The following is an 18,717-nucleotide window of genomic DNA, read 5'->3' on the forward strand; positions in this document are numbered from 1 at the left end:
GAATGGAATTGCCCTTTGACGGCGCAATCAGTGCTTTTTATGAAAACGGCGCGCCCAAGGAAATTCACAATGCAATTTTGCGTGCGGACAAGGGCGATATTCTTGAAGCCAGCTATCCGTATTCCGAACGCCTGCCGCGCAAACACTATGAACGGGACCTTAGAAAACTACAGATTGAACTGGTCAAGTTGCAGGCCTGGGCCAAGGAAAGCGGCGCGCGTGTCGCTTGTGTGTTCGAAGGGCGCGACGCCGCCGGAAAAGGCGGCACGATCAAGCGTTTCCGGGAAAATCTTAATCCCCGCGGCGCGCGGGTTGTGGCCCTGTCAAAGCCGTCGGATACAGAAGCCACACAATGGTATTTTCAGCGCTATGTCGATCATCTGCCAGCGGGCGGCGAGATCGTGTTTTTCGACCGCAGCTGGTATAACCGTGGTGTTGTGGAAAAGGTTTTTGACTTTTGCAATGACGACCAGCGAGAACATTTCTTCCACCAGGTTTGCGATTTTGAAAAGATGATCGCCGAAGAAGGCATCTACCTTTTCAAATTCTGGCTGAATGTCGGGCGGGCAGAACAGCTACGCCGCTTTCTGGGCCGCGAAAGCGATCCATTGAAGCAGTGGAAACTCAGCTGGATTGATGTCGAGGGGCTGAAAAAGTGGGATGACTACACCGCCGCCATTGGTGAAACCCTGACACGCAGCCATACCAAACAGGCCCCCTGGATCGTGATCCGATCAGACGACAAGCGTCGCGCCCGTTTGGCAGCCATCCGTACGGTGCTGAACAACATCGACTATGCCCGCAAAGATCCCAGGGCGATCGGCGAACATGACATGCAGATTTGCGGCGGACCCGAAATCTGGAATGCGTAAGCGCGGCTATCATCATGGCAATCTGCGTCAGGCTTTGGTTGAGGCCGCATTGCAGTTGATCGAGGCCAAGGGCCCGACGGGCTTTACCCTGTCCGAGGCGGCAAAACAGGCCGGTGTCACACCCGCTGCGGTTTACCGCCATTTTGCAGGCCGCGAAGACCTGATCGCCGAGTCCGCACGGCAGGGGTACGAGATTTTCGCAGATGTGATGCAATACGCTTATGACAAGGGCCAGCCTTCGGCGTTGGCCTCGTTCGAGGCAACCGGACGCGCCTATCTGGCCTTTGCGCGCAAATACCCTGGCCACTATATTGCAATGTTCGAAAGCGGTATTTCGGTCAACCGCACGCCCGAACTGGCGGCCATTTCATCGCGTGCCCGCGCCGTGCTCGAGCGCGCCGCAGAAGAGCTAAGCCAGCATATCCCGCCCGAGAAACGCCCACCGCCGTCGATGTTCTCGGCCCATGTCTGGGCCTTGTCACATGGTGTAGTTGAATTGTTCGCCCGCAATTCGCCCGGCACCCAATCGCCCTTTCCACCCGAGGATCTGCTGGAAAGCGGAATCGGAATCTATCTAAGGGGATTGGGTCTTGTGCCACCGGATGAATGACGCAGAAAGCTAGGCCACTGCTAGCGCGCTAGCATCCACTTGCCGTTCGGCCAAAAGGCACGAAAGGCAAACGCAAACAACACATCATGCGGAACGTCTCGCCCCTGCCCGTTGCGCACGCGCACCGTGCCCACGTCCCGGCCTTTTGCAATCACGCCCGTATCCAGCGCCGAGGCCTGACCGGCCTCCCAACTAAGCGTCACACCGGCCTCGCGTATACCGCCTTCGTCGCGGATGCGTGTCAGGGGCCACGCCCGGTTGCCAACGCGCACCACACGGGCCAGCGGCGGAATGCCGTGGGGTGGGTTTTCACCGCTATACAAGAACGGCCGATGCGAACTGTCATAGCCCTGATAGGGGTTGTGGCCGTACCGCCTCCCAAAATCCGGCTGTGCCATGACCAGACCGTCGGGATTGCGCTTTCGGAACTGATCCCAGCTTTCCATCCAGGTTGGCAATGCATTCAGCTTGGTTCCGGTAAGATCACCGACAATTGCCGTGCCAATGGCCTGCTGCCACCAGCTTTGGGTTTCATGGTCATACATCACCATGTCGGAATTGCGCAGCTTGCCCGTAACACCGAAAGTCAGCGTTCCCTTGCGCGTACGCCGGTCAAACGTGATGCCCGAATTGCACAACGGGCAATAGGTGACCGCGATCGGCACGCCGCCCACAGTGTCATTCACTATCTCATGCCAGGTCAGATAGCGCAGCGGATAGGCGCGAGGGTCGGCCCCGGCCATTTCAACGGTGATTACCGGTTCGTTTCCCTTGATGCGCCGTTCACTTTTCGCTCTGAGAAACTTGGGGTTGCTCAGCGCCGGAATCCCATCCTTGGGCGGGCCGCCTGACAGGATTTCTTTCCAGTTCGCCACGCTGGTTTTACGGAAATTCGTGTCTGGCCATTCATGTTTCCAGAAATTCGGGTCGGCATGGGCTAGCCCCGCCACAAGTGTCAGTGAGACTAGAAATGAAATCAGGCGGATCATTGGTCTGCTCCCTGTATCAGACCAAATAATGATGTAGCACCAGACCGGTGGTGGCTAGTCCCTGCACGCGATTGTGAGGGCTTGTGCGTCTACCTTTTGTTGGCGTCCACTGCCTTTAGGGCGCGCTCCCAGTTCCGGTCTCGCAGAAGCCTTTCAAATGCGCGTTCAAGCTCGGCCACAGCACTGTGTTTGTACCAACGGCCATGGGCCAGAATGATCCGCTTGGGTCGCCAGCTGATTATCTCTTCAACCGAGTCTGCCAGCGCCTTTTTATCGCGAAAACTCCAGCGCATATCGGGTGGCATCTTGCCGTCACTGTCATCAATCCCGGCAATCCAAACCAGTGGTCGCATCCAGACAGGCAGTTTTGCAGTTTCAAAGCTTTCGATCAGATCCGTCAGGATCAGCGTGTCGCTTGCCTGATGTAAAAACACCACCTCGCGGTGGATTTTACTGCCCTTAACGATCATCTGCCGAAGCTGGCCTGCCCAGGGGGTCTCGGGTTCATCCCCCAGATCGTGATCAGCGCAAAATTCCAGCCCCTTTTTGGCGGCCCTCTCGACCACCCCCGGAGCAACCCATGCAACCGCCTCAGGATAAGCTTCCTGCCAGTCACCCAGATGCGCGTAGTGAATCCAGTTTGGCGCTATCAGATGACGCACCGGACCATACACCTTCAGCTCTTCTGCAAGCGCATCGGTAAGTTTTGTTGGCGAGTGTACCCACAGATCGCCGTTCTCCAACCGCACCACGGTGGCACGGGTGGAAAATGGCAGCCCCATAAAACGCAGTGCCGGACCATCAATAAGCCAGATGTCCTTGGCCACCGGCTTAAGGGTGTTCAGCGGCTCGTACCCCGTGATCGTCATGATCTGATCACTCGGTTACAGTGACCTTTTTCATCACGTCCGGTTTTCCCTTTACTGCACCCGAATAAGAATCGCCGCGTTTGATGGCATCGACCACATCCATGCCTTCAGTCACACGTCCAACAACCGTATATTGACCATTCAGGTGGTCGGCGGGTTGAAACATGATGAAAAACTGGCTGTTTGCACTATCCGGGTCCGGTGTACGCGCCATTCCAACGACCCCCCGGCGAAACCTTTCGTCAGAAAACTCGGCCTTGATGTTGGGCTTGTCGCTATCGCCAGTGCCAGCAAGGCGCATGTTCAGCCCGTCAAGCTTGCCATATTGCACATCACCGGTTTGTGCCATGAAACCATTGATAACGCGGTGAAAGACAACACCGTCATAGGCGCCCTCTTCTGCCAGCGCGACAATCTGCGCCACATGGTTGGGGGCGATGTCTTCCAGCAGGTCGATTTTGATTGTGCCGTTGGCTTCGCCCTCTACTTCGATCTGCAGACCAGTGGCCAGCGCAGGGCTGGCCAGCAGGCTCATCAAGAGGATCAGTTTACGCATCAGCTGCCACCTTGACGCTGATCATCCGGTCGGGATTCGCAGGCGGCTCGCCGCGGGTTATTGCATCGACATGCTCCATGCCCGAAATCACCCGTCCGTAAACGGTGTATTGGCCATTCAGGAAATGGTTGTCGCTGAAATTGATGAAGAACTGGCTATTGGCGCTGTCGGGGCTTTGGCTACGCGCCGCACCCAAGGTGCCACGATCATGCGGCAGTTTGCTGAATTCCGCCTTCAGGTTTGGCAGATCGCTGCCCCCGGTGCCGGCTGCGCGCGGGTTGTAATCTTTTTCCATATTGGCATTGGCCACATCGCCGGTCTGGGCCATGAACCCGTCAATCACCCGATGAAAAGCCACATTGTCATAGTCACCGCGCCGCGCAAGTTCCTTCATCCGGTTACAATGGCCGGGGGCAACGTCGGACAACAGCTCGATGGTGACGGTGCCACCTTTCAATTCCATCAGAATGGTGTTTTCGGGGTCTTTGATCTCGGCCATTGGGCCCTCCTGTTTTCATTATTCAGACCGATACCTAGGGCCTTGCGCAGCAATTGCCAAGCGCAGAGCTTGACGCCCCAGCGGCTTCGCGCCATGAGAGGCGCGGACTGTACGAAGGAGAAACCGGGCATGAGCTGGAAAACACTTGATGACATGGACCTGATGAACAAGCGTGTTCTGACCCGCGTCGATATCAATGTGCCGGTGAAAGACGGGATCGTAACCGATGCCACCCGAATCGAACGTATCGTGCCCACCATCAACGACATCCTGGCCAAAGGCGGCAAGCCGATCCTGATCGCGCATTTCGGCCGACCCAAAGGCAAGGTCGTACTGGACATGTCATTGCGGGTTACGCTGCCCGCACTGGAACGCGCGCTTGGCCGCAAGGTGCGCCTGCTTGAAACGCTGGATGCCGCCGAGAACCTGACAACAGAGGCGCAGGCGTCAGACGTTCTTCTGCTGGAAAATATCCGCTTCCATCCCGGCGAGGAAGCCAACGATCCGAACTTTGCCCAACGTCTGGCCAACCTTGGCGATATCTACTGCAATGATGCCTTTTCCGCCGCCCACCGGGCACATGCCTCAACCGAAGGACTGGCGCATCACCTGCCCTCTTGCGCCGGACGCCTGATGCAGGCCGAACTACAGGCGCTTGACGCGGCACTGGGCCAGCCCAAACGCCCGGTTGTTGCCGTGGTCGGCGGGGCCAAGGTCTCGACCAAACTCGATCTCCTGGGCAATCTGGTCGAAAAGGTCGATACTCTGGTCATTGGCGGCGGCATGGCCAACACGTTTCTGGCTGCGATGGGCCTGAATGTGGGCAAATCGCTTTGCGAACATGACATGGCCGGCACAGCCCGCGAGATCATGCGCAAGGCCGGCGCTGCAGGCTGCGAAATCCTGCTGCCGGCCGATGTTGTCGTGGCGCGCGATTTCCGCGCCGGGGCTGCGCATGAAACCGTCGGCGCCCACGCCTGCCCGCCAGATGCGATGATCCTCGATGCCGGCCCACAATCTGTGGCGCGCATCATCGCCGCTTTGGATACTGCAAGAACCCTGATCTGGAACGGCCCCCTCGGCGCATTTGAAATTGAACCGTTCGATGCCGCCACCAACGCCGCTGCTGCCCATGCCGCCGCCCTCAGCCGCGAAGGCAAACTGACTTCTGTGGCCGGTGGCGGTGATACGGTCGCCGCCCTGAACAAATCCGGTGCCGCCGACGATTTTACCTACATCTCCACCGCAGGCGGCGCATTTCTGGAATGGATGGAAGGCAAGGATCTGCCCGGCGTTGCCGCCCTGAAAGCAGGATGAGACGGGCGAAATACCTGCCGTTCTTCTTGCGGTAGATTTTCCGGAGGATTTTAGGGGCAACGCCCCTCGTGACACATATGCCGTGCGGCATAGCCGCTCTGTTGCCGACAAGCGCCTACACAATTGCACCCTCGGATTTTTCCCGTAACACTTTGCCGTAAATCGTCACATATGGAGCCACCTCATGATCCCCTCCCAGCGTTGGACCCTCATTACCGGTGCCTCCCTCGGCCTTGGTGCGGAATTTGCCCGCATCGCCGCCGCAGAGGGGCGTAATCTGATCCTGACTGCGCGCTCGATTGAAAAATTGAATGCGCTTGCAGATGAATTGCGCGCGATGGCAGGTGACATCGTCGTCATTCCCGCTGATCTTTCAGACCTCAGACAAGTCGAAACCCTGTGGGAAAAGGCGGTCAACGGGCGCTGCGTCGATATGCTGGTGAATAACGCGGGGCTTGGCCAGCACGGCCTCTATAGTGACCCCGAAACGTGGCCACGTGAATTGGTCACACTTAATGTAAACGTCACCGCCCTCAGCTATCTGATGAAACAGGCCATTCCACACATGCAGGCCGCGGGTGGAGGGCGGATCATGAATCTTGCCTCAACCGCTGGCTTCATGCCCGGTCCCAACATGGCCGTCTATCACGCCTCAAAGGCCTATGTACTGTCTCTGTCCGAAGCTGTGGCAGAAGAACTGCGCGGCACAAATGTTACCGTTAGTGCCATTTGCCCCGGCGCAACCGAAACCGCCTTTTTTGACGCCGCCAACATGCGTGGAATAGGGCTGCTGAAGGTCGGAAATCCGGCCTCGGCCCAATCCGTTGCCAAAGCGGCCTGGAACGCCACCCTTTCGGGGCGCCGGGTACTGGTGACCGGTCTGATAAACAATCTGTTCGCCTTTAGCCCGCGTCTGGCCCCGCGCCGCCTTGTCAGCTTTATCGCAGGCAAGGTGATGGCCAAATGGTAGAACAACAGGCGGGCAGCCTGTTAGCGCGACCATAATTGCAACCAAGCGCGCCCTCGCATAGAAGCGGCACAGCAACTTGCAACAGGTAATCGGTGGATATTCAGATATGACAAACACGCGTCAGGCAGACAAGGTACGCTCGGGCAACGGTTTTATTGCGGCTCTGGATCAGTCCGGCGGGTCAACCCCCAAGGCCCTGGGCCTTTATGGTGTCACCGAGGACGCCTATAGCAACGACGCCGAAATGTATGATCTGATCCATGCCATGCGCGCACGGATCGCGCAATCGCCTGCATTCACCGGTGATCAGGTTCTGGGTGCCATTCTGTTTGAGATGACAATGGACCGCGACATCGGTGGCAAGCCCTCGCCATTGTTTCTGTGGGAAGAGCGCGGTGTTGTCCCCTTTCTGAAGGTCGACAAAGGTCTGGCCGATGAAAGCAACGGTGTGCGCCTGATGAAACCGATTCCCGATCTGGACGCCCTGCTGAAACGCGCCCGCGCGGCAGGAATCTTTGGCACAAAGATGCGCTCTGTTATCGATGCGGCCTCGACCAGCGGCATTGCCGCCAACGTCGCCCAGCAGTTTGAGATTGGCGAACAGATCCTGGGCCATGGCCTGATCCCGATCATCGAACCCGAAGTGACCATTTCCATCGCCGACAAGGCCGAAGCAGAAAACATCCTGATGACCGAGCTGACCAAACAACTGAACGCACTGCCCGCGGATCAGGAGGTGATGCTGAAACTCACTCTGCCCGAGACACCCAATCTGTATGAAACCCTGGTTAATCACCCCAACGTCATGCGGGTTGTGGCGCTATCGGGCGGGTATACGCGCGACGAGGCCAATGCCCGTCTGGCGCAGAACACCGGTGTGATTGCCAGTTTCTCGCGCGCCCTGACCGAGGGCCTGTCGGCACAGCAGTCGGATGCAGAGTTTGACGCGGCACTTGAATCGGCAATCAACGACATCTACGCGGCTTCTGTGGCAGGCTGAGGTCTTGGAGAAGGGGGCTGCCTGCCCTCTGTCCGCCCGTGGCGCAAGTCGCGCTAAAGGTATTTAAACCAAGAAAAAACAGTTCAGACCAGAGACGTCACCCAGAGAATCATGGCGTCGTCTGCGCTGACTGAAATCACGTTGTGGCCCATCGCGGCATCATAATACGCACTGTCGCCGCGGCGCATTTCGATCGGCTCGTAGAATTCCGTGTACAATCTGACCACGCCGGTCAGCACATAAAGAAATTCTTCGCCATCATGGCGCACCCAGCCGTCAAACTCTTCGACCGAGCGTGCCCGGATACGTGCGCGATAGGGCAACATCTGCTTATTCGTCAGCGTCTCGCCCAGCAACTCGTGCTCGTAGGTTACCGTGGCCTGAGGCGTTCCCGTGCCGGATTTGGTCACCGACATGCGGCCATTGATCTGGTCACGCTTTGGTGCGGTGAAAAGCTGTGGCACCGAAATTTCCAGGCCAACGGCCAGTTTTTTCAACGCTTCATAGGTCGGCGACATCTGTCCGTTTTCGATCTTGCTCAGGGTCGAGCGCGCCAGTCCCGCCTGACCGGCTGCCTGTTCCAGCGTCCAGTTGCGAGATTTGCGCAACTCACGCACCCGCGCGCCCAGATTGAGCGGCTCAGCCTCGGCTGTCTGCCCGTTTTCCCGGGCAACGCGGATCAGGTTTTCCGGGGTTTTCTGCTTCATGATCCGATCTATAATCGGCGTCCTGTCCACTTGCAACTTGGTGGATGGCGGCCTACTCCGTAGAGATGAATTCGGTATTCGATCAAGGCCCGTCGGCCCCTTGCCCCACCCCCTTCAATCTGGCCGCGCATGTGCTGGCCAGGGGCGATGGAACACCTGGCAAGGTAGCCCTTTCAGTTCTGGACGTCGAGGGTGTCGAGGAATGGAACTTCGGGCAGTTGAGAGTTGCGGTTCTGGGCACGGGCACCGGACTTTTGCGGTCGGGCCTGAAACCCGGCAACCGCATTCTTATGCGTCTCGGCAACACCGTTGAATTTCCTATCGCCTATCTCGGCGCTATCGCCGTCGGGCTGGTGCCTGTTCCCACCTCGTCTCAGCTGACAAGCCCCGAGGTCGCAGGCATCCTGAAAATGACCGATCCCCGTGCCATTCTGTTAGGCCCCGGCATTGCCTGCCCGGAAACGGATTTACCGATCATCGACCAACCCACGTTAGAGGCAATGCGCGACCTGCCACCGGCGGCGTTTGACATGGGCGATCCTGACCGTCTGGCCTATATCATCTACACCTCTGGCACCTCGGGTAAACCCCGCGCTGTGGCTCATGCGCATCGGGCCATCTGGGCACGGCAGATGATGTTTGACGGCTGGTACGGACTGCAGCCCGATGACCGTCTGTTGCACGCCGGCGCGTTCAACTGGACCTACACGCTTGGAACAGGCCTGATGGATCCCTGGACTGCGGGGGCAACGGCCCTGATTCCAGGCGCCGGGATCGCACCGGAATACCTACCAATCTTGCTGAAACAACATCAAGCAACAATTTTTGCTGCCGCACCAGGGGTTTACAGGAAGTTCCTAACGCCTGAACATCCCCTTGATCTGCCGCACCTCCGCCATGGATTGTCTGCGGGTGAAAAACTATCAGACACGATCCGGCAACAATGGCAACGCGCCACCGGCACCAGCATCTACGAAGCATATGGCATGTCCGAATGCTCGACCTTCATATCCGGCAGTCCCGATCATCCGGCAACGCCGCCGTCACTGGGGCGCCCGCAAAAGGGCCGCCGTGTCGCCATTCTTGGGCCCGACGGCCCCGTGCCATTGGGCGAGGAAGGCACTATTTCCGTTCACCGCAGCGATCCCGGTTTGATGCTGGGATACCTGAACGCGCCCGAAGCCACCGCCGGGAAAATGCAGGGCGACTGGTTTCTGACCGGCGATCAGGGTGCGATGGATTCGGACTTCCAGGTCGCATATCTGGGCCGCGCCGATGATATGATGAACGCTGGCGGCTACCGTGTTTCCCCGCTTGAGGTCGAAGCCGCCCTCAATCTCCATCCCGGCATCACGCAATGTGCGGTAACAGATATTGAGGTGAAACAGGATGCACGCCTGATCATGGCCTTCTATACAGGCCCCAGTGCCCTGCCACCCGGAGAGCTGGAAAGCTTTGCCGCCACGCGGCTGGCCGCCTACAAACGCCCCCGCGGCTTTTTTCACGTCACGGCCCTGCCCACAGGCGCCAATGGTAAAATCCTGCGCCGCGCGCTGCGGCCGATCTATGAGGCCCTACATGGTCAAGCTTGACATCATTTCCGATCCGATATGTCCCTGGTGTTATATCGGTAAAACCCTTCTGGATCAGGCTCTGGCGCAGCGCCCGGATCATCCGTTTGTCATCGAATGGCATCCGTTTCAACTCAACCCTGACATGCCCGCCGAAGGCATGGACCGGCGGGATTATCTGGAACACAAATTTGGCGGCAAAGAGGGCGCTGTTGCCGCCTACGCGCCCGTTCTGGAACGTGCCGAGGCCGCAGGTTTGAACATCGACTTTGGCGCCATCAAACGCACGCCGAATACACTGGATGCCCACCGCCTGATTCACTGGGCCGGGATCGAGGAACTTCAGGATAGCATGGCGATGGCCCTGTTCGCCGCTTATTTCGACGAGGGTCGAGATATCGGCGATCATGAAGTGCTGGCCGACATAGCCGATGGCCTGAGCATGGACGGCGCCATGGTCCAGAGACTGTTGGGAACCACGGCAGACCGTGAAGACATCCGTACCCGCGATGCGCAATTCCGTCAGATGGGTGTTACCGGGGTGCCGACCTTTATCGTCGACGGCAAGCATGCCGTTCCCGGATGCCAACCCGCCGAAACCTGGCTCAAGGTGATAGATGAAATCACCAAACAGGATTAAACCGCAGGCAGAAACCCGGTGACGTGGTTTCGAACCGCGCGGATATGGCTCCGCGTACCGGCCTGAAAGGAGATGCCTCATGCGTAGTTTGCAAGCATTGGCGCTTTTGTCCACGCTGGCCCTGATCATTCTGGGCGGCACGGTGTTTTTCCATCTGGTTGAAGGCTGGAACTGGATCGACAGCTATTTTTTCACCGTCGTGACCCTGTCAACCGTCGGGTATGGCAGCCTGGTGCCCGCAACCACATTGGGCAAGATTGGGACAACGATCTTTATCTTCGTGGGCCTGGGCGTTTTCGCCGTTGCCATTCAGCAGTTCGGCTCGTTCACTGTGAAGCGGCGTGAAAAGCACACCGAATGGCTGGTGGCGCGCCTTGGCCACCATAATGTTCCGGATTCTGAAGAACCCAAACCAGCCAACGAACCTGAAAGCCCCCCCGAATGACCGGCCAACCCGGCATGGGCCGGGTCGAGTTTGTGGCCCTGATGGCCATGCTGGTGGCCACAGTGGCCTTTTCCATCGACGCCATGCTGCCTGCCCTGCCCCAAATCGGCGCCGAGCTGACACCTGCAAATCCAAATCACGCGCAACTGATTGTCACGTCGTTCATCCTCGGGCTGGGCATCGGCACGTTCTTTACCGGCCCTTTGTCGGACACATTCGGGCGCAAACCTGTCATCCTGACCGGCGCCTGCGTCTATATTGCCGGGGCGGCTCTGGGGTTTGCTGCACCCTCGCTTGAACTGATCATCGCGGCGCGCATCCTTCAGGGGCTTGGTGCGGCTGCGGCCCGGATCGTGGCACTGGCCATCATCCGAGACCTTTTTGCGGGTCGCGAAATGGCCAGGCTTATGTCATTTGTCATGATGGTTTTTACGCTGGTACCCGCCATTGCGCCCCTGGCAGGCAGCGCGGTCATCGCGGTCAGCGGCTGGCGCGGTATCTTTGCGGCCTTTGTGGCCTTCGCGTTGCTGACAAACCTCTGGCTGGCCCTGCGCCTTACCGAACCCCTGCCACCGACGCGCCGCCGCCCCTTCAACCGAAGCGCTCTTTTCATTGCTTTGCGCGAGGTCCTGTCGCACCACACCGTGCGCCTGTCGATAGCGGTGCAAACCCTGTGCCTGACCACGTTATTCGCCTCGATCAGCTCGATCCAGCAGATCATCGGCGGCACCTATGGCCGTGCTGAAACCTTTCCCCTCTGGTTCGGACTGATCGCCCTGATTTCCGGCAGTGGCAGCTTCATCAACGCCTCACTGGTGATTCACCTTGGCATGCGTCGTCTGGTCAGCTTTGCCTTGTCAGCGCAGATCGTGATCACGGCGCTGGTGCTTGCACTTTTCCTGACAGACCTTCCGTCCGGACTGCAATTCCAGGTCTATATTGCCTGGCAGACAACAATCTTTTTTCAGGCCGCCCTGACCCTTGGAAATCTCAACGCCCTTGCCATGGAACCGCTGGGCCATATCGCAGGCATGGCCGCCAGCGTGATCGGATCGCTGGCCACCGTCGGCTCGGTCATTCTGACCGTTCCCATCGGGCTGGCCTTTGACGGAACACCTATGCCGTTATTTCTTGGCGTGCTTATTTGTGTGGCAACTGGCTTTGGTCTGATGAAAGGTCTGGCGCGGCGCCAAAGTTACGAGCCTTAAGGTTAAATTAAATTATGTATACTGTCGCATACCGTCTTTCCTATTGCGTGTTTTTAGTCTATGACGCCGCCAACATCACTTCATCCTAATCGAGAGAGATCACCGATGGTTGATACCAATAGCCCCGACATCATCTACACAAAAGTTGACGAAGCCCCCGAACTCGCCAGCGCGTCCCTCCTGCCGATCATCCAGCGGTTCGCCGCCTCCGCCGACATTACGGTCGGCACCAAGGATATTTCTCTGGCAGGTCGTATTCTTGCAACCTTCCCCGAAAATCTGACCGAAGATCAACGTATCTCAGACGATCTTGCCGAACTGGGTAATCTGGTAAAAACCCCGGGTGCAAACGTGATCAAGCTCCCCAATATCTCGGCGTCGGTCCCCCAGCTTGTCGCCGCCATTGAGGAACTTCAATCTCAGGGCTATGCCCTGCCCGACTATCCCGAAGACCCGGCAACCGACGCGGAAAAAACAATCCGTGCGCGCTATGACTCCATCAAGGGTTCGGCTGTGAACCCGGTTCTGCGCGAAGGTAACTCGGATCGCCGGTCTGCCAGGGCGGTCAAAAATTACGCACAAAAGAACCCTCATTCGATGGGCAAATGGGAATCAACCTCCAAGACCAAGGTTTCATCCATGTCGGACGGCGACTTTTACGCCAACGAGGTTTCAGCAACCATCACCGACGCCCAGGCGGGTAACGCGAAAATAGAATTTGTCGCCAAGGATGGCTCCATCACCGTTCTGAAGGACGGCTGGGCGCTTGAACCCGGCACCATTGCCGATGCAACCTTTATGTCGGTCAAGGCGCTGGACGCCTTCCTGTCGGACGCCATTCAGGACACCAAATCTGATGGCACCATGTTTTCGCTGCACCTGAAGGCCACGATGATGAAGGTCTCGGATCCGATCATCTTTGGTCACGCGGTCAAGGCCTGGCTTGCGCCGGTGTTTGAGAAATTCGGCGCCGAGCTTGACGCCGCTGGCGTGAACCCTAATTCCGGCATGGGCGACCTGCTGGAGCGGGTCCGGGACAACGCCGCAATCATGGCCGAGATCGACGCTTTGACCGCCGTGCGCCCCGCCATGTACATGGTCGACAGCGACAAGGGCATAACCAACCTGCACGTGCCCTCGGATGTGATCATCGACGCCTCCATGCCTGCCGTGATCCGCGCAGGCGGCAAAGGCTGGGATGCGGCAGGCAAAAAGGGCGACACCAACTGTGTCATCCCCGATCGCTGCTATGCCACCGTCTATGACGAGGCCATCAATTTCTTCAAAGCTAATGGCGCTCTGGATGTGGCGACCGCGGGCTCGGTCGCCAATGTGGGCCTGATGGCCCAGAAGGCCGAAGAATACGGCTCGCACCCCACCACCTTTGAAGCTGCTGCTGATGGCGTAATCCGTATTGTTCTGGCCAATGGCGAAACATTGCACAGCCATAACGTAAATGCAGGCGATATCTGGCGCGCCTGCACCGCCAAGAAAGCCCCGATTGAAAACTGGATCGAGCTGGCACTGGACCGCCAACGCCTGACCGGATCCGAATCGATCTTCTGGCTGGATGCCAACCGCGCCCACGACGCCGAGCTGATAAAATACGTCAAGCCCGCGCTGCAAGCGGCTGGTGCCGCAGACAAATTTCAGATCATGGCCCCCCGCGAGGCGACCGCACAGTCGCTGAAAACCATCACCGCAGGCAAGGATAGCATCGCCATCACGGGCAACGTGCTACGCGACTATCTGACCGACCTCTTTCCGATCCTTGAACTGGGCACCTCGGCGAAAATGCTTTCGATCGTCAAGCTGATGAACGGCGGTGGCCTGTTCGAGACAGGTGCAGGTGGCTCGGCCCCCAAGCACGTGCAGCAGTTGATGGAAGAAAACCACCTGCGGTGGGATTCAATGGGCGAATTCTGCGCACTGGGTGAATCGCTGAACTTCCTCGCCGAGGCCAGAAAAAACGCCCGCGCCCGCGTTCTGGGACAGGCAGCCGAAGCCGCAACCCAAGGCATTCTGGACAACAACCGCTCTCCCAGCCGCAAGGTTGGCGAGCCGGACAACCGCGACAGCCACTATTGGTTCGCCCGCTACTGGGCCGAGGCCCTTGCCACGCAGACCGAAGATACAGGACTGGCACAGGAATTTGCACCCGTCGCCAAAGCCCTGGCCGAGAACGAGGCAAAGATCACCAGCGAACTGGCGGCGGTACAGGGTCACCCTGCGGATACCGGTGGCTACTATAATGCCGACGCCGCCAAGCTTGCAGCCGTCATGCGGCCAAGTTCTACGCTGAACGACATCATCGGATAACACTCGCATGAAACCCGCGCAGCCGGCTATCCCTACACCACCGGGATGGGCCGGCTGACACTTTGCAATCAGCACGGGCTGGCGGCGCCCAAAGGAGACTGTGATAAATGACCAGGATCAAGGTAGACAACCCAATCGTTGAAATGGACGGCGATGAAATGACCCGGATCATCTGGGATTTCATCAAGAAAAAACTGATCCTGCCCTATCTGGACATTAACCTGCTCTATTACGATCTGGGCATTGAGGAACGTGACCGCACCAACGACCAGATCACCATCGACGCAGCCGAAAAAACCAAAGAAGTCGGTGTTGCCGTCAAATGCGCCACCATCACCCCGGATGAGGCCCGTGTCGAAGAATTCAACCTGAAACAGATGTGGCGCAGCCCCAACGGCACCATCCGCAACATTCTGGGCGGCGTGATCTTTCGCCAGCCGATCATCTGCCAGAACGTCCCGCGCCTTGTGCCCGGATGGACCAAACCTATTGTTATCGGGCGCCACGCATATGGCGATCAGTACCGCGCCACCGATTTTAAATTCCCCGGCGCCGGTAAGCTGACACTAAAATTCGTCGGTGAAGACGGCGAAGTCATCGAGCGCGAAGTGTTTGAGGCTCCCGACAGCGGCGTCGTCATGGCCATGTACAATCTCGACAAGTCGATTATCGACTTTGCCCGCGCCTCAATGAACTATGGTCTGAACATGGGGTGGCCGGTCTATCTGTCGACCAAGAACACCATCCTGAAACAATATGATGGCCGTTTCCTTGAGCTGTTTCAGGAAATCTATGAGGCAGAATTTGAAGACAAATTCAAAGCTGCCGGCATCACCTATGAACACCGCCTGATCGACGATATGGTCGCCTGTGCGATGAAATGGAACGGTGGCTATGTCTGGGCCTGCAAAAACTACGATGGCGACGTTCAGTCTGACACCGTGGCGCAGGGTTTTGGCTCGCTTGGTCTGATGACTTCTGTCCTGATGACGCCCGATGGCAAAACCGTCGAGGCCGAAGCGGCCCACGGTACCGTCACCCGCCACTATCGCCAGCACCAGAAGGGCGAGGCAACCTCGACCAACTCGATCGCGTCGATCTATGCCTGGACAGGCGGGCTCAAGCACCGGGCCAAACTGGATGGCAACGACGCGCTGATGAACTTTGCCACCACATTGGAAAAAGTCATCGTTGATACGGTTGAGTCCGGGTTTATGACCAAAGACCTGGCCCTGCTGGTCGGCCCCGACCAAAGATGGCTGACAACGATGGGTTTCCTCGAGAAGATTGATGAAAACCTGAACAAGGCGCTGGCCGGATAAAACCAGGGGTATTGCGCCCCCGGAGATTTAAAACAACATTCGGGGGCCCATAGTGGCCCCCGTTTCATCTTGGTGACAATATCCCAGCCGGAAGCATGCAGGTTTCAGGCCTTCGCAGCCAATTCTGCCTTCAACGCGGCATACTCGGCCTGCAACTGGCCCAACTGCTGCTGAAGCGGGGCCAGTATGGGTTGCAGTTCTTCCATCGTCAGGCGCACCGGCAGGTGTTGCGGGCAGTTCCAGTCAAATCCCTCAACCCTGATGACCACCGCGCGCTCGGGTCGGCCGCGATAGCTGTCATCATGCAGCCTTTCGATCAGCGCCGGATCATCGGCGATATCCACCAGACGGGCCCGGCCCAATATCTTGATACGCGCCGAGTTGGGATAATCCACAAGGATCATGGCAATCCGGTCATCATGGTCCAGATTACCCGCGCTGATATACTGTCGGTTGCCACGGAAATCCGCATAGGCAATCGTCTGGTCGTCCAATACTTTCAAAAACCCGCGCGGCCCGCCGCGAAACTGGACATAGGGCCAGCCGGTCTCGGATACTGTCGCCTGATAAAATCCATCACGCAGGCCGATGAACCGAACCTCCTGCGGGCCAAGCCGGTTGTCCGGGCCGAAATCCGCACTCAGGAATTTTTCATAAGCCTTTGCCGAGCCCTGTTTTTCCTGAATTGCGCGCACACGGGGGGTAAAAGCCAGTTCTGCAAATGCCTTGGCCATCGTTATAACCCCAGCACGCTGAGCCCGGGGTGATCATCCGGACGCCGCCCCTGCGGCCAATGAAACTTGCGGTCTGCGGCGTCTATGGCCAGATCGTTGATGCTGGCATAGCGTTTTGCCATCAAGCCGTCGGCATCAAACTCCCAGTTCTCGTTTCCATAGGACCGGTACCACTGACCTGCTTCATCGTGCCATTCATAGGCAAAACGTACCGCAATTCGGTTACCAGCCGTGGCCCACAGTTCCTTGATCAGACGATAGTCGTGCTCACGCTGCCATTTCCGGGTCAGAAACGCTTCAATTTCGGCGCGCCCTTTAGGAAATTCTGCTCGGTTGCGCCATTCACTGTCGACCGTATAGGCCAGTGCCACCTTGGCGGGATCGCGGCTGTTCCAGCCGTCTTCGGCAGCGCGCACTTTTTGCGCGGCAGTCTCGGGGGTAAAAGGGGGCAATGGTGGACGTGACATGGGCATCTCCTTGGTTAACTGATCTGTACATGGTTGTTGCGTACCGATCTGTCAACCCTGCAGACGCACCCTCCCGAAACCGTGATCCCGCCGATTCCTGGCTGCCGCCATCAAAGGTTTTCGAATTGCGCTTCTTCCCGCGCAGACCATCGCACGGTCAGGTCGAACCCGCCTTCGCCCTGCACCTCGTTCTCGACCACACCCTTTTCAAACAGCCACGCCCGTTTGCGGCCCTCACCAAAGTCAAGATGTACCTGGCTGACGTGTGTGGCGCTTGCCAGAGCCTCTGTCACGGCACCGATAAAATCGTCAATCCCCTGCCCAGTAACGGCGGAGATTGCCTTGACGTCCTCGCGTCGCGCCGCCTGGGTCAGGGCGGCGTTGCGTGCATCGTCGTCCAGCAGGTCGATCTTGTTCCAGACCTCGATAAGCGGCGTGTCATCCTTGACCCCAAGGCTTTCCAGGATGTTCCTTACATCCGCCGCCTGTGACTCGCTTTCGGAATGCGAAATGTCGCGCACATGCACGATAAGGTCCGCCGCCAGCACCTCTTCCAGTGTGGCGCGAAACGCGGCAACCAGTTCGGTGGGAAGATCACTGATGAAACCCACGGTATCCGACAGGATCACTTCTGGTCCGTCGGGCAATTCAACCCGTCGCATTGTCGGATCAAGCGTGGCAAACAGCATGTCCTTGACCAACACCTCTGCGCCGGTCAGACGGTTGAACAGCGTTGATTTGCCCGCGTTGGTATAGCCCACCAGCGCCACGATCGGAAACGGCACCTTGGCCCGGCTGGCCCGATGCAAGGTGCGCGTCTTGACCACCTTTTCCAGCTGTCGGCGCAGACGAACCAGCTGTTCGTCAATCGCCCGCCTGTCGGCCTCGATCTGTGTTTCGCCAGGACCGCCGACAAAACCCAGCCCGCCGCGCTGCCGCTCCAGGTGTGTCCATGCCCGCACCAATCGTGTTCGCTGATAAGACAGGGCCGCCATTTCCACCTGCAGCACCCCTTCACGGGTGGCTGCACGATCACTGAAAATTTCTAAAATCAGGCCGGTCCGGTCCAGCAGTTTGACACCCCAGGCCTTTTCCAGATTACGTTGCTGCACCGGCGACACCGGCCCGTCCACCAGCACAAGCTCCACCTCGTTTGCTTCGAACATCAGGCGCAGTTCTTCCAGCTTGCCTTTACCGAACAGCATGCCGGGATGTGGTTTTTTCAGGCGCACCACGCTCTGACCTGCGACCTCCAGATCGGGCAGCGCATGGGCAAGCGAAACCGCTTCCTCCAGTGCAAGACCGGGATCGCGAGAGCTGTTAGATGATTGGATATCAGGATGCAGCACCCAGGCGCGGGTGGCCTCCCGTTCTTGATCCATCAAGTGTTGTCTTCACCTTCATAAAGGTTCACAGGCTGCGACGGCATTATGGTCGAAACCGCATGCTTGTACACCAGCTGTGACTGGCCATCCCGGCGCAGCAGGATGCAAAAATTGTCAAACCAGGTGATAACCCCCTGTAGTTTGACCCCGTTTATCAGGAACACTGTGACCGGAATCTTGGTCTTTCGTACCTGGTTCAGAAATGCGTCTTGAAGGGACTGACGGTCAGAAGCCATT

20 protein-coding genes are annotated in these 18,717 nt (G+C 58.0%); 11 read left to right on the plus strand and 9 right to left on the minus strand.

Going from position 1 to position 18,717, the window contains the following annotated elements; genetic code table 11:
* Window positions 1-2: 2 nt before the first annotated feature.
* Both ppk2 and PEL8287_RS02080 read left to right on the plus strand, forming a co-directional pair.
* Window positions 3-872: a polyphosphate kinase 2 gene (gene ppk2, locus PEL8287_RS02075; RefSeq protein WP_085890686.1), complete on the plus strand. Its 870-nt coding sequence runs from the start codon at window positions 3-5 to the stop codon at window positions 870-872.
* The gene (locus PEL8287_RS02080; RefSeq protein WP_085890687.1) at window positions 865-1,482 is read left to right on the plus strand and encodes a TetR/AcrR family transcriptional regulator; all 618 of its coding nucleotides are present in this window, start codon (window positions 865-867) and stop codon (window positions 1,480-1,482) included. The genes ppk2 and PEL8287_RS02080 overlap by 8 nt, the downstream gene beginning before the upstream one ends.
* Window positions 1,483-1,502: 20 nt before the next feature.
* Here PEL8287_RS02080 and PEL8287_RS02085 read toward each other — a convergent pair whose 3' ends face one another.
* The 4 genes from PEL8287_RS02085 to PEL8287_RS02100 all read right to left on the minus strand — a co-directional run bounded on the left by PEL8287_RS02085 (window position 1,503) and on the right by PEL8287_RS02100 (window position 4,395).
* Window positions 1,503-2,471, minus strand: coding sequence for a DUF3179 domain-containing protein (locus tag PEL8287_RS02085; RefSeq protein ID WP_085890688.1), 969 nt, complete (start codon window positions 2,469-2,471; stop codon window positions 1,503-1,505).
* 89 nt (window positions 2,472-2,560) lie between these two features.
* Window positions 2,561-3,340 (minus strand): DUF4336 domain-containing protein, encoded by a 780-nt coding sequence (locus tag PEL8287_RS02090; protein ID WP_085890689.1) that lies wholly within the window; start codon window positions 3,338-3,340, stop codon window positions 2,561-2,563.
* A 7-nt stretch (window positions 3,341-3,347) separates the two neighbouring features.
* Window positions 3,348-3,896: a peptidylprolyl isomerase gene (locus PEL8287_RS02095; RefSeq protein WP_085890690.1), complete on the minus strand. Its 549-nt coding sequence runs from the start codon at window positions 3,894-3,896 to the stop codon at window positions 3,348-3,350.
* A complete protein-coding gene (locus PEL8287_RS02100; RefSeq protein ID WP_085890691.1) occupies window positions 3,889-4,395 on the minus strand; it encodes a peptidylprolyl isomerase in 507 nt (168 codons plus the stop codon). Before PEL8287_RS02100 ends, PEL8287_RS02095 begins: the two co-directional genes overlap by 8 nt.
* Window positions 4,396-4,524: 129 nt before the next feature.
* On the opposite strand from PEL8287_RS02100, the gene PEL8287_RS02105 reads away from it, so the two are divergent.
* From PEL8287_RS02105 to PEL8287_RS02115, 3 genes are all read left to right on the plus strand, one after another.
* Window positions 4,525-5,712 carry a phosphoglycerate kinase gene (locus PEL8287_RS02105; RefSeq protein WP_085890692.1) on the plus strand — a complete coding sequence of 396 codons (1,188 nt, stop codon included), beginning with the start codon at window positions 4,525-4,527 and terminating at the stop codon, window positions 5,710-5,712.
* 184 nt (window positions 5,713-5,896) lie between these two features.
* A complete protein-coding gene (locus PEL8287_RS02110) occupies window positions 5,897-6,682 on the plus strand; it encodes an SDR family NAD(P)-dependent oxidoreductase (RefSeq protein ID WP_085890693.1) in 786 nt (261 codons plus the stop codon).
* A gap of 106 nt (window positions 6,683-6,788) precedes the next feature.
* Window positions 6,789-7,682 (plus strand): fructose bisphosphate aldolase, encoded by an 894-nt coding sequence (locus PEL8287_RS02115; RefSeq protein WP_085890694.1) that lies wholly within the window; start codon window positions 6,789-6,791, stop codon window positions 7,680-7,682.
* 83 nt (window positions 7,683-7,765) lie between these two features.
* Here PEL8287_RS02115 and PEL8287_RS02120 read toward each other — a convergent pair whose 3' ends face one another.
* Entirely contained in the window at window positions 7,766-8,389 is a 624-nt protein-coding gene (locus tag PEL8287_RS02120; RefSeq protein ID WP_085890695.1) for a helix-turn-helix domain-containing protein, read from the minus strand.
* Between the two features lie 65 nt (window positions 8,390-8,454).
* Between PEL8287_RS02120 and PEL8287_RS02125 the strand changes: the two genes are divergently transcribed.
* The 6 genes from PEL8287_RS02125 (at window position 8,455) to PEL8287_RS02150 (ending at window position 15,894) form a co-directional block, all read left to right on the plus strand.
* Entirely contained in the window at window positions 8,455-9,981 is a 1,527-nt protein-coding gene (locus tag PEL8287_RS02125) for a class I adenylate-forming enzyme family protein (RefSeq protein WP_085890964.1), read from the plus strand.
* Window positions 9,968-10,600 (plus strand): DsbA family oxidoreductase, encoded by a 633-nt coding sequence (locus tag PEL8287_RS02130; protein ID WP_085890696.1) that lies wholly within the window; start codon window positions 9,968-9,970, stop codon window positions 10,598-10,600. Before PEL8287_RS02125 ends, PEL8287_RS02130 begins: the two co-directional genes overlap by 14 nt.
* Before the next feature lie 79 nt (window positions 10,601-10,679).
* On the plus strand, window positions 10,680-11,045 hold the full coding sequence (locus PEL8287_RS02135) for a potassium channel family protein (protein ID WP_085890697.1): 366 nt from the start codon (window positions 10,680-10,682) through the stop codon (window positions 11,043-11,045).
* Entirely contained in the window at window positions 11,042-12,253 is a 1,212-nt protein-coding gene (locus tag PEL8287_RS02140) for a multidrug effflux MFS transporter (protein WP_085890698.1), read from the plus strand. Before PEL8287_RS02135 ends, PEL8287_RS02140 begins: the two co-directional genes overlap by 4 nt.
* Window positions 12,254-12,358: 105 nt before the next feature.
* Window positions 12,359-14,572: an NADP-dependent isocitrate dehydrogenase gene (locus PEL8287_RS02145; RefSeq protein WP_085890699.1), complete on the plus strand. Its 2,214-nt coding sequence runs from the start codon at window positions 12,359-12,361 to the stop codon at window positions 14,570-14,572.
* 107 nt (window positions 14,573-14,679) lie between these two features.
* Window positions 14,680-15,894 carry an NADP-dependent isocitrate dehydrogenase gene (locus PEL8287_RS02150; protein WP_085890700.1) on the plus strand — a complete coding sequence of 405 codons (1,215 nt, stop codon included), beginning with the start codon at window positions 14,680-14,682 and terminating at the stop codon, window positions 15,892-15,894.
* Window positions 15,895-15,998: 104 nt separating this feature from the next.
* Here the strand turns inward: PEL8287_RS02150 and PEL8287_RS02155 are convergent, their stop codons facing one another.
* The 4 genes from PEL8287_RS02155 to hfq all read right to left on the minus strand — a co-directional run bounded on the left by PEL8287_RS02155 (window position 15,999) and on the right by hfq (window position 18,716).
* Window positions 15,999-16,628, minus strand: a complete 630-nt coding sequence (locus PEL8287_RS02155; RefSeq protein WP_085890701.1) for a pyridoxamine 5'-phosphate oxidase family protein — start codon at window positions 16,626-16,628, stop codon at window positions 15,999-16,001.
* 2 nt (window positions 16,629-16,630) lie between these two features.
* Complete coding sequence (locus PEL8287_RS02160) at window positions 16,631-17,095, minus strand: nuclear transport factor 2 family protein (RefSeq protein WP_217807656.1); 465 nt, start codon at window positions 17,093-17,095, stop codon at window positions 16,631-16,633.
* 110 nt (window positions 17,096-17,205) lie between these two features.
* Complete coding sequence (gene hflX / locus PEL8287_RS02165) at window positions 17,206-18,477, minus strand: GTPase HflX (protein WP_085890703.1); 1,272 nt, start codon at window positions 18,475-18,477, stop codon at window positions 17,206-17,208.
* Window positions 18,477-18,716 carry an RNA chaperone Hfq gene (gene hfq, locus PEL8287_RS02170; protein ID WP_085890704.1) on the minus strand — a complete coding sequence of 80 codons (240 nt, stop codon included), beginning with the start codon at window positions 18,714-18,716 and terminating at the stop codon, window positions 18,477-18,479. The genes hflX and hfq overlap by 1 nt, the downstream gene beginning before the upstream one ends.
* Window position 18,717 lies beyond the last annotated feature (1 nt).

Origin of the sequence: Roseovarius litorisediminis (genome assembly GCF_900172295.1) — a bacterium.
GTDB classification, from domain to species: Bacteria; Pseudomonadota; Alphaproteobacteria; order Rhodobacterales; family Rhodobacteraceae; genus Roseovarius; species Roseovarius litorisediminis.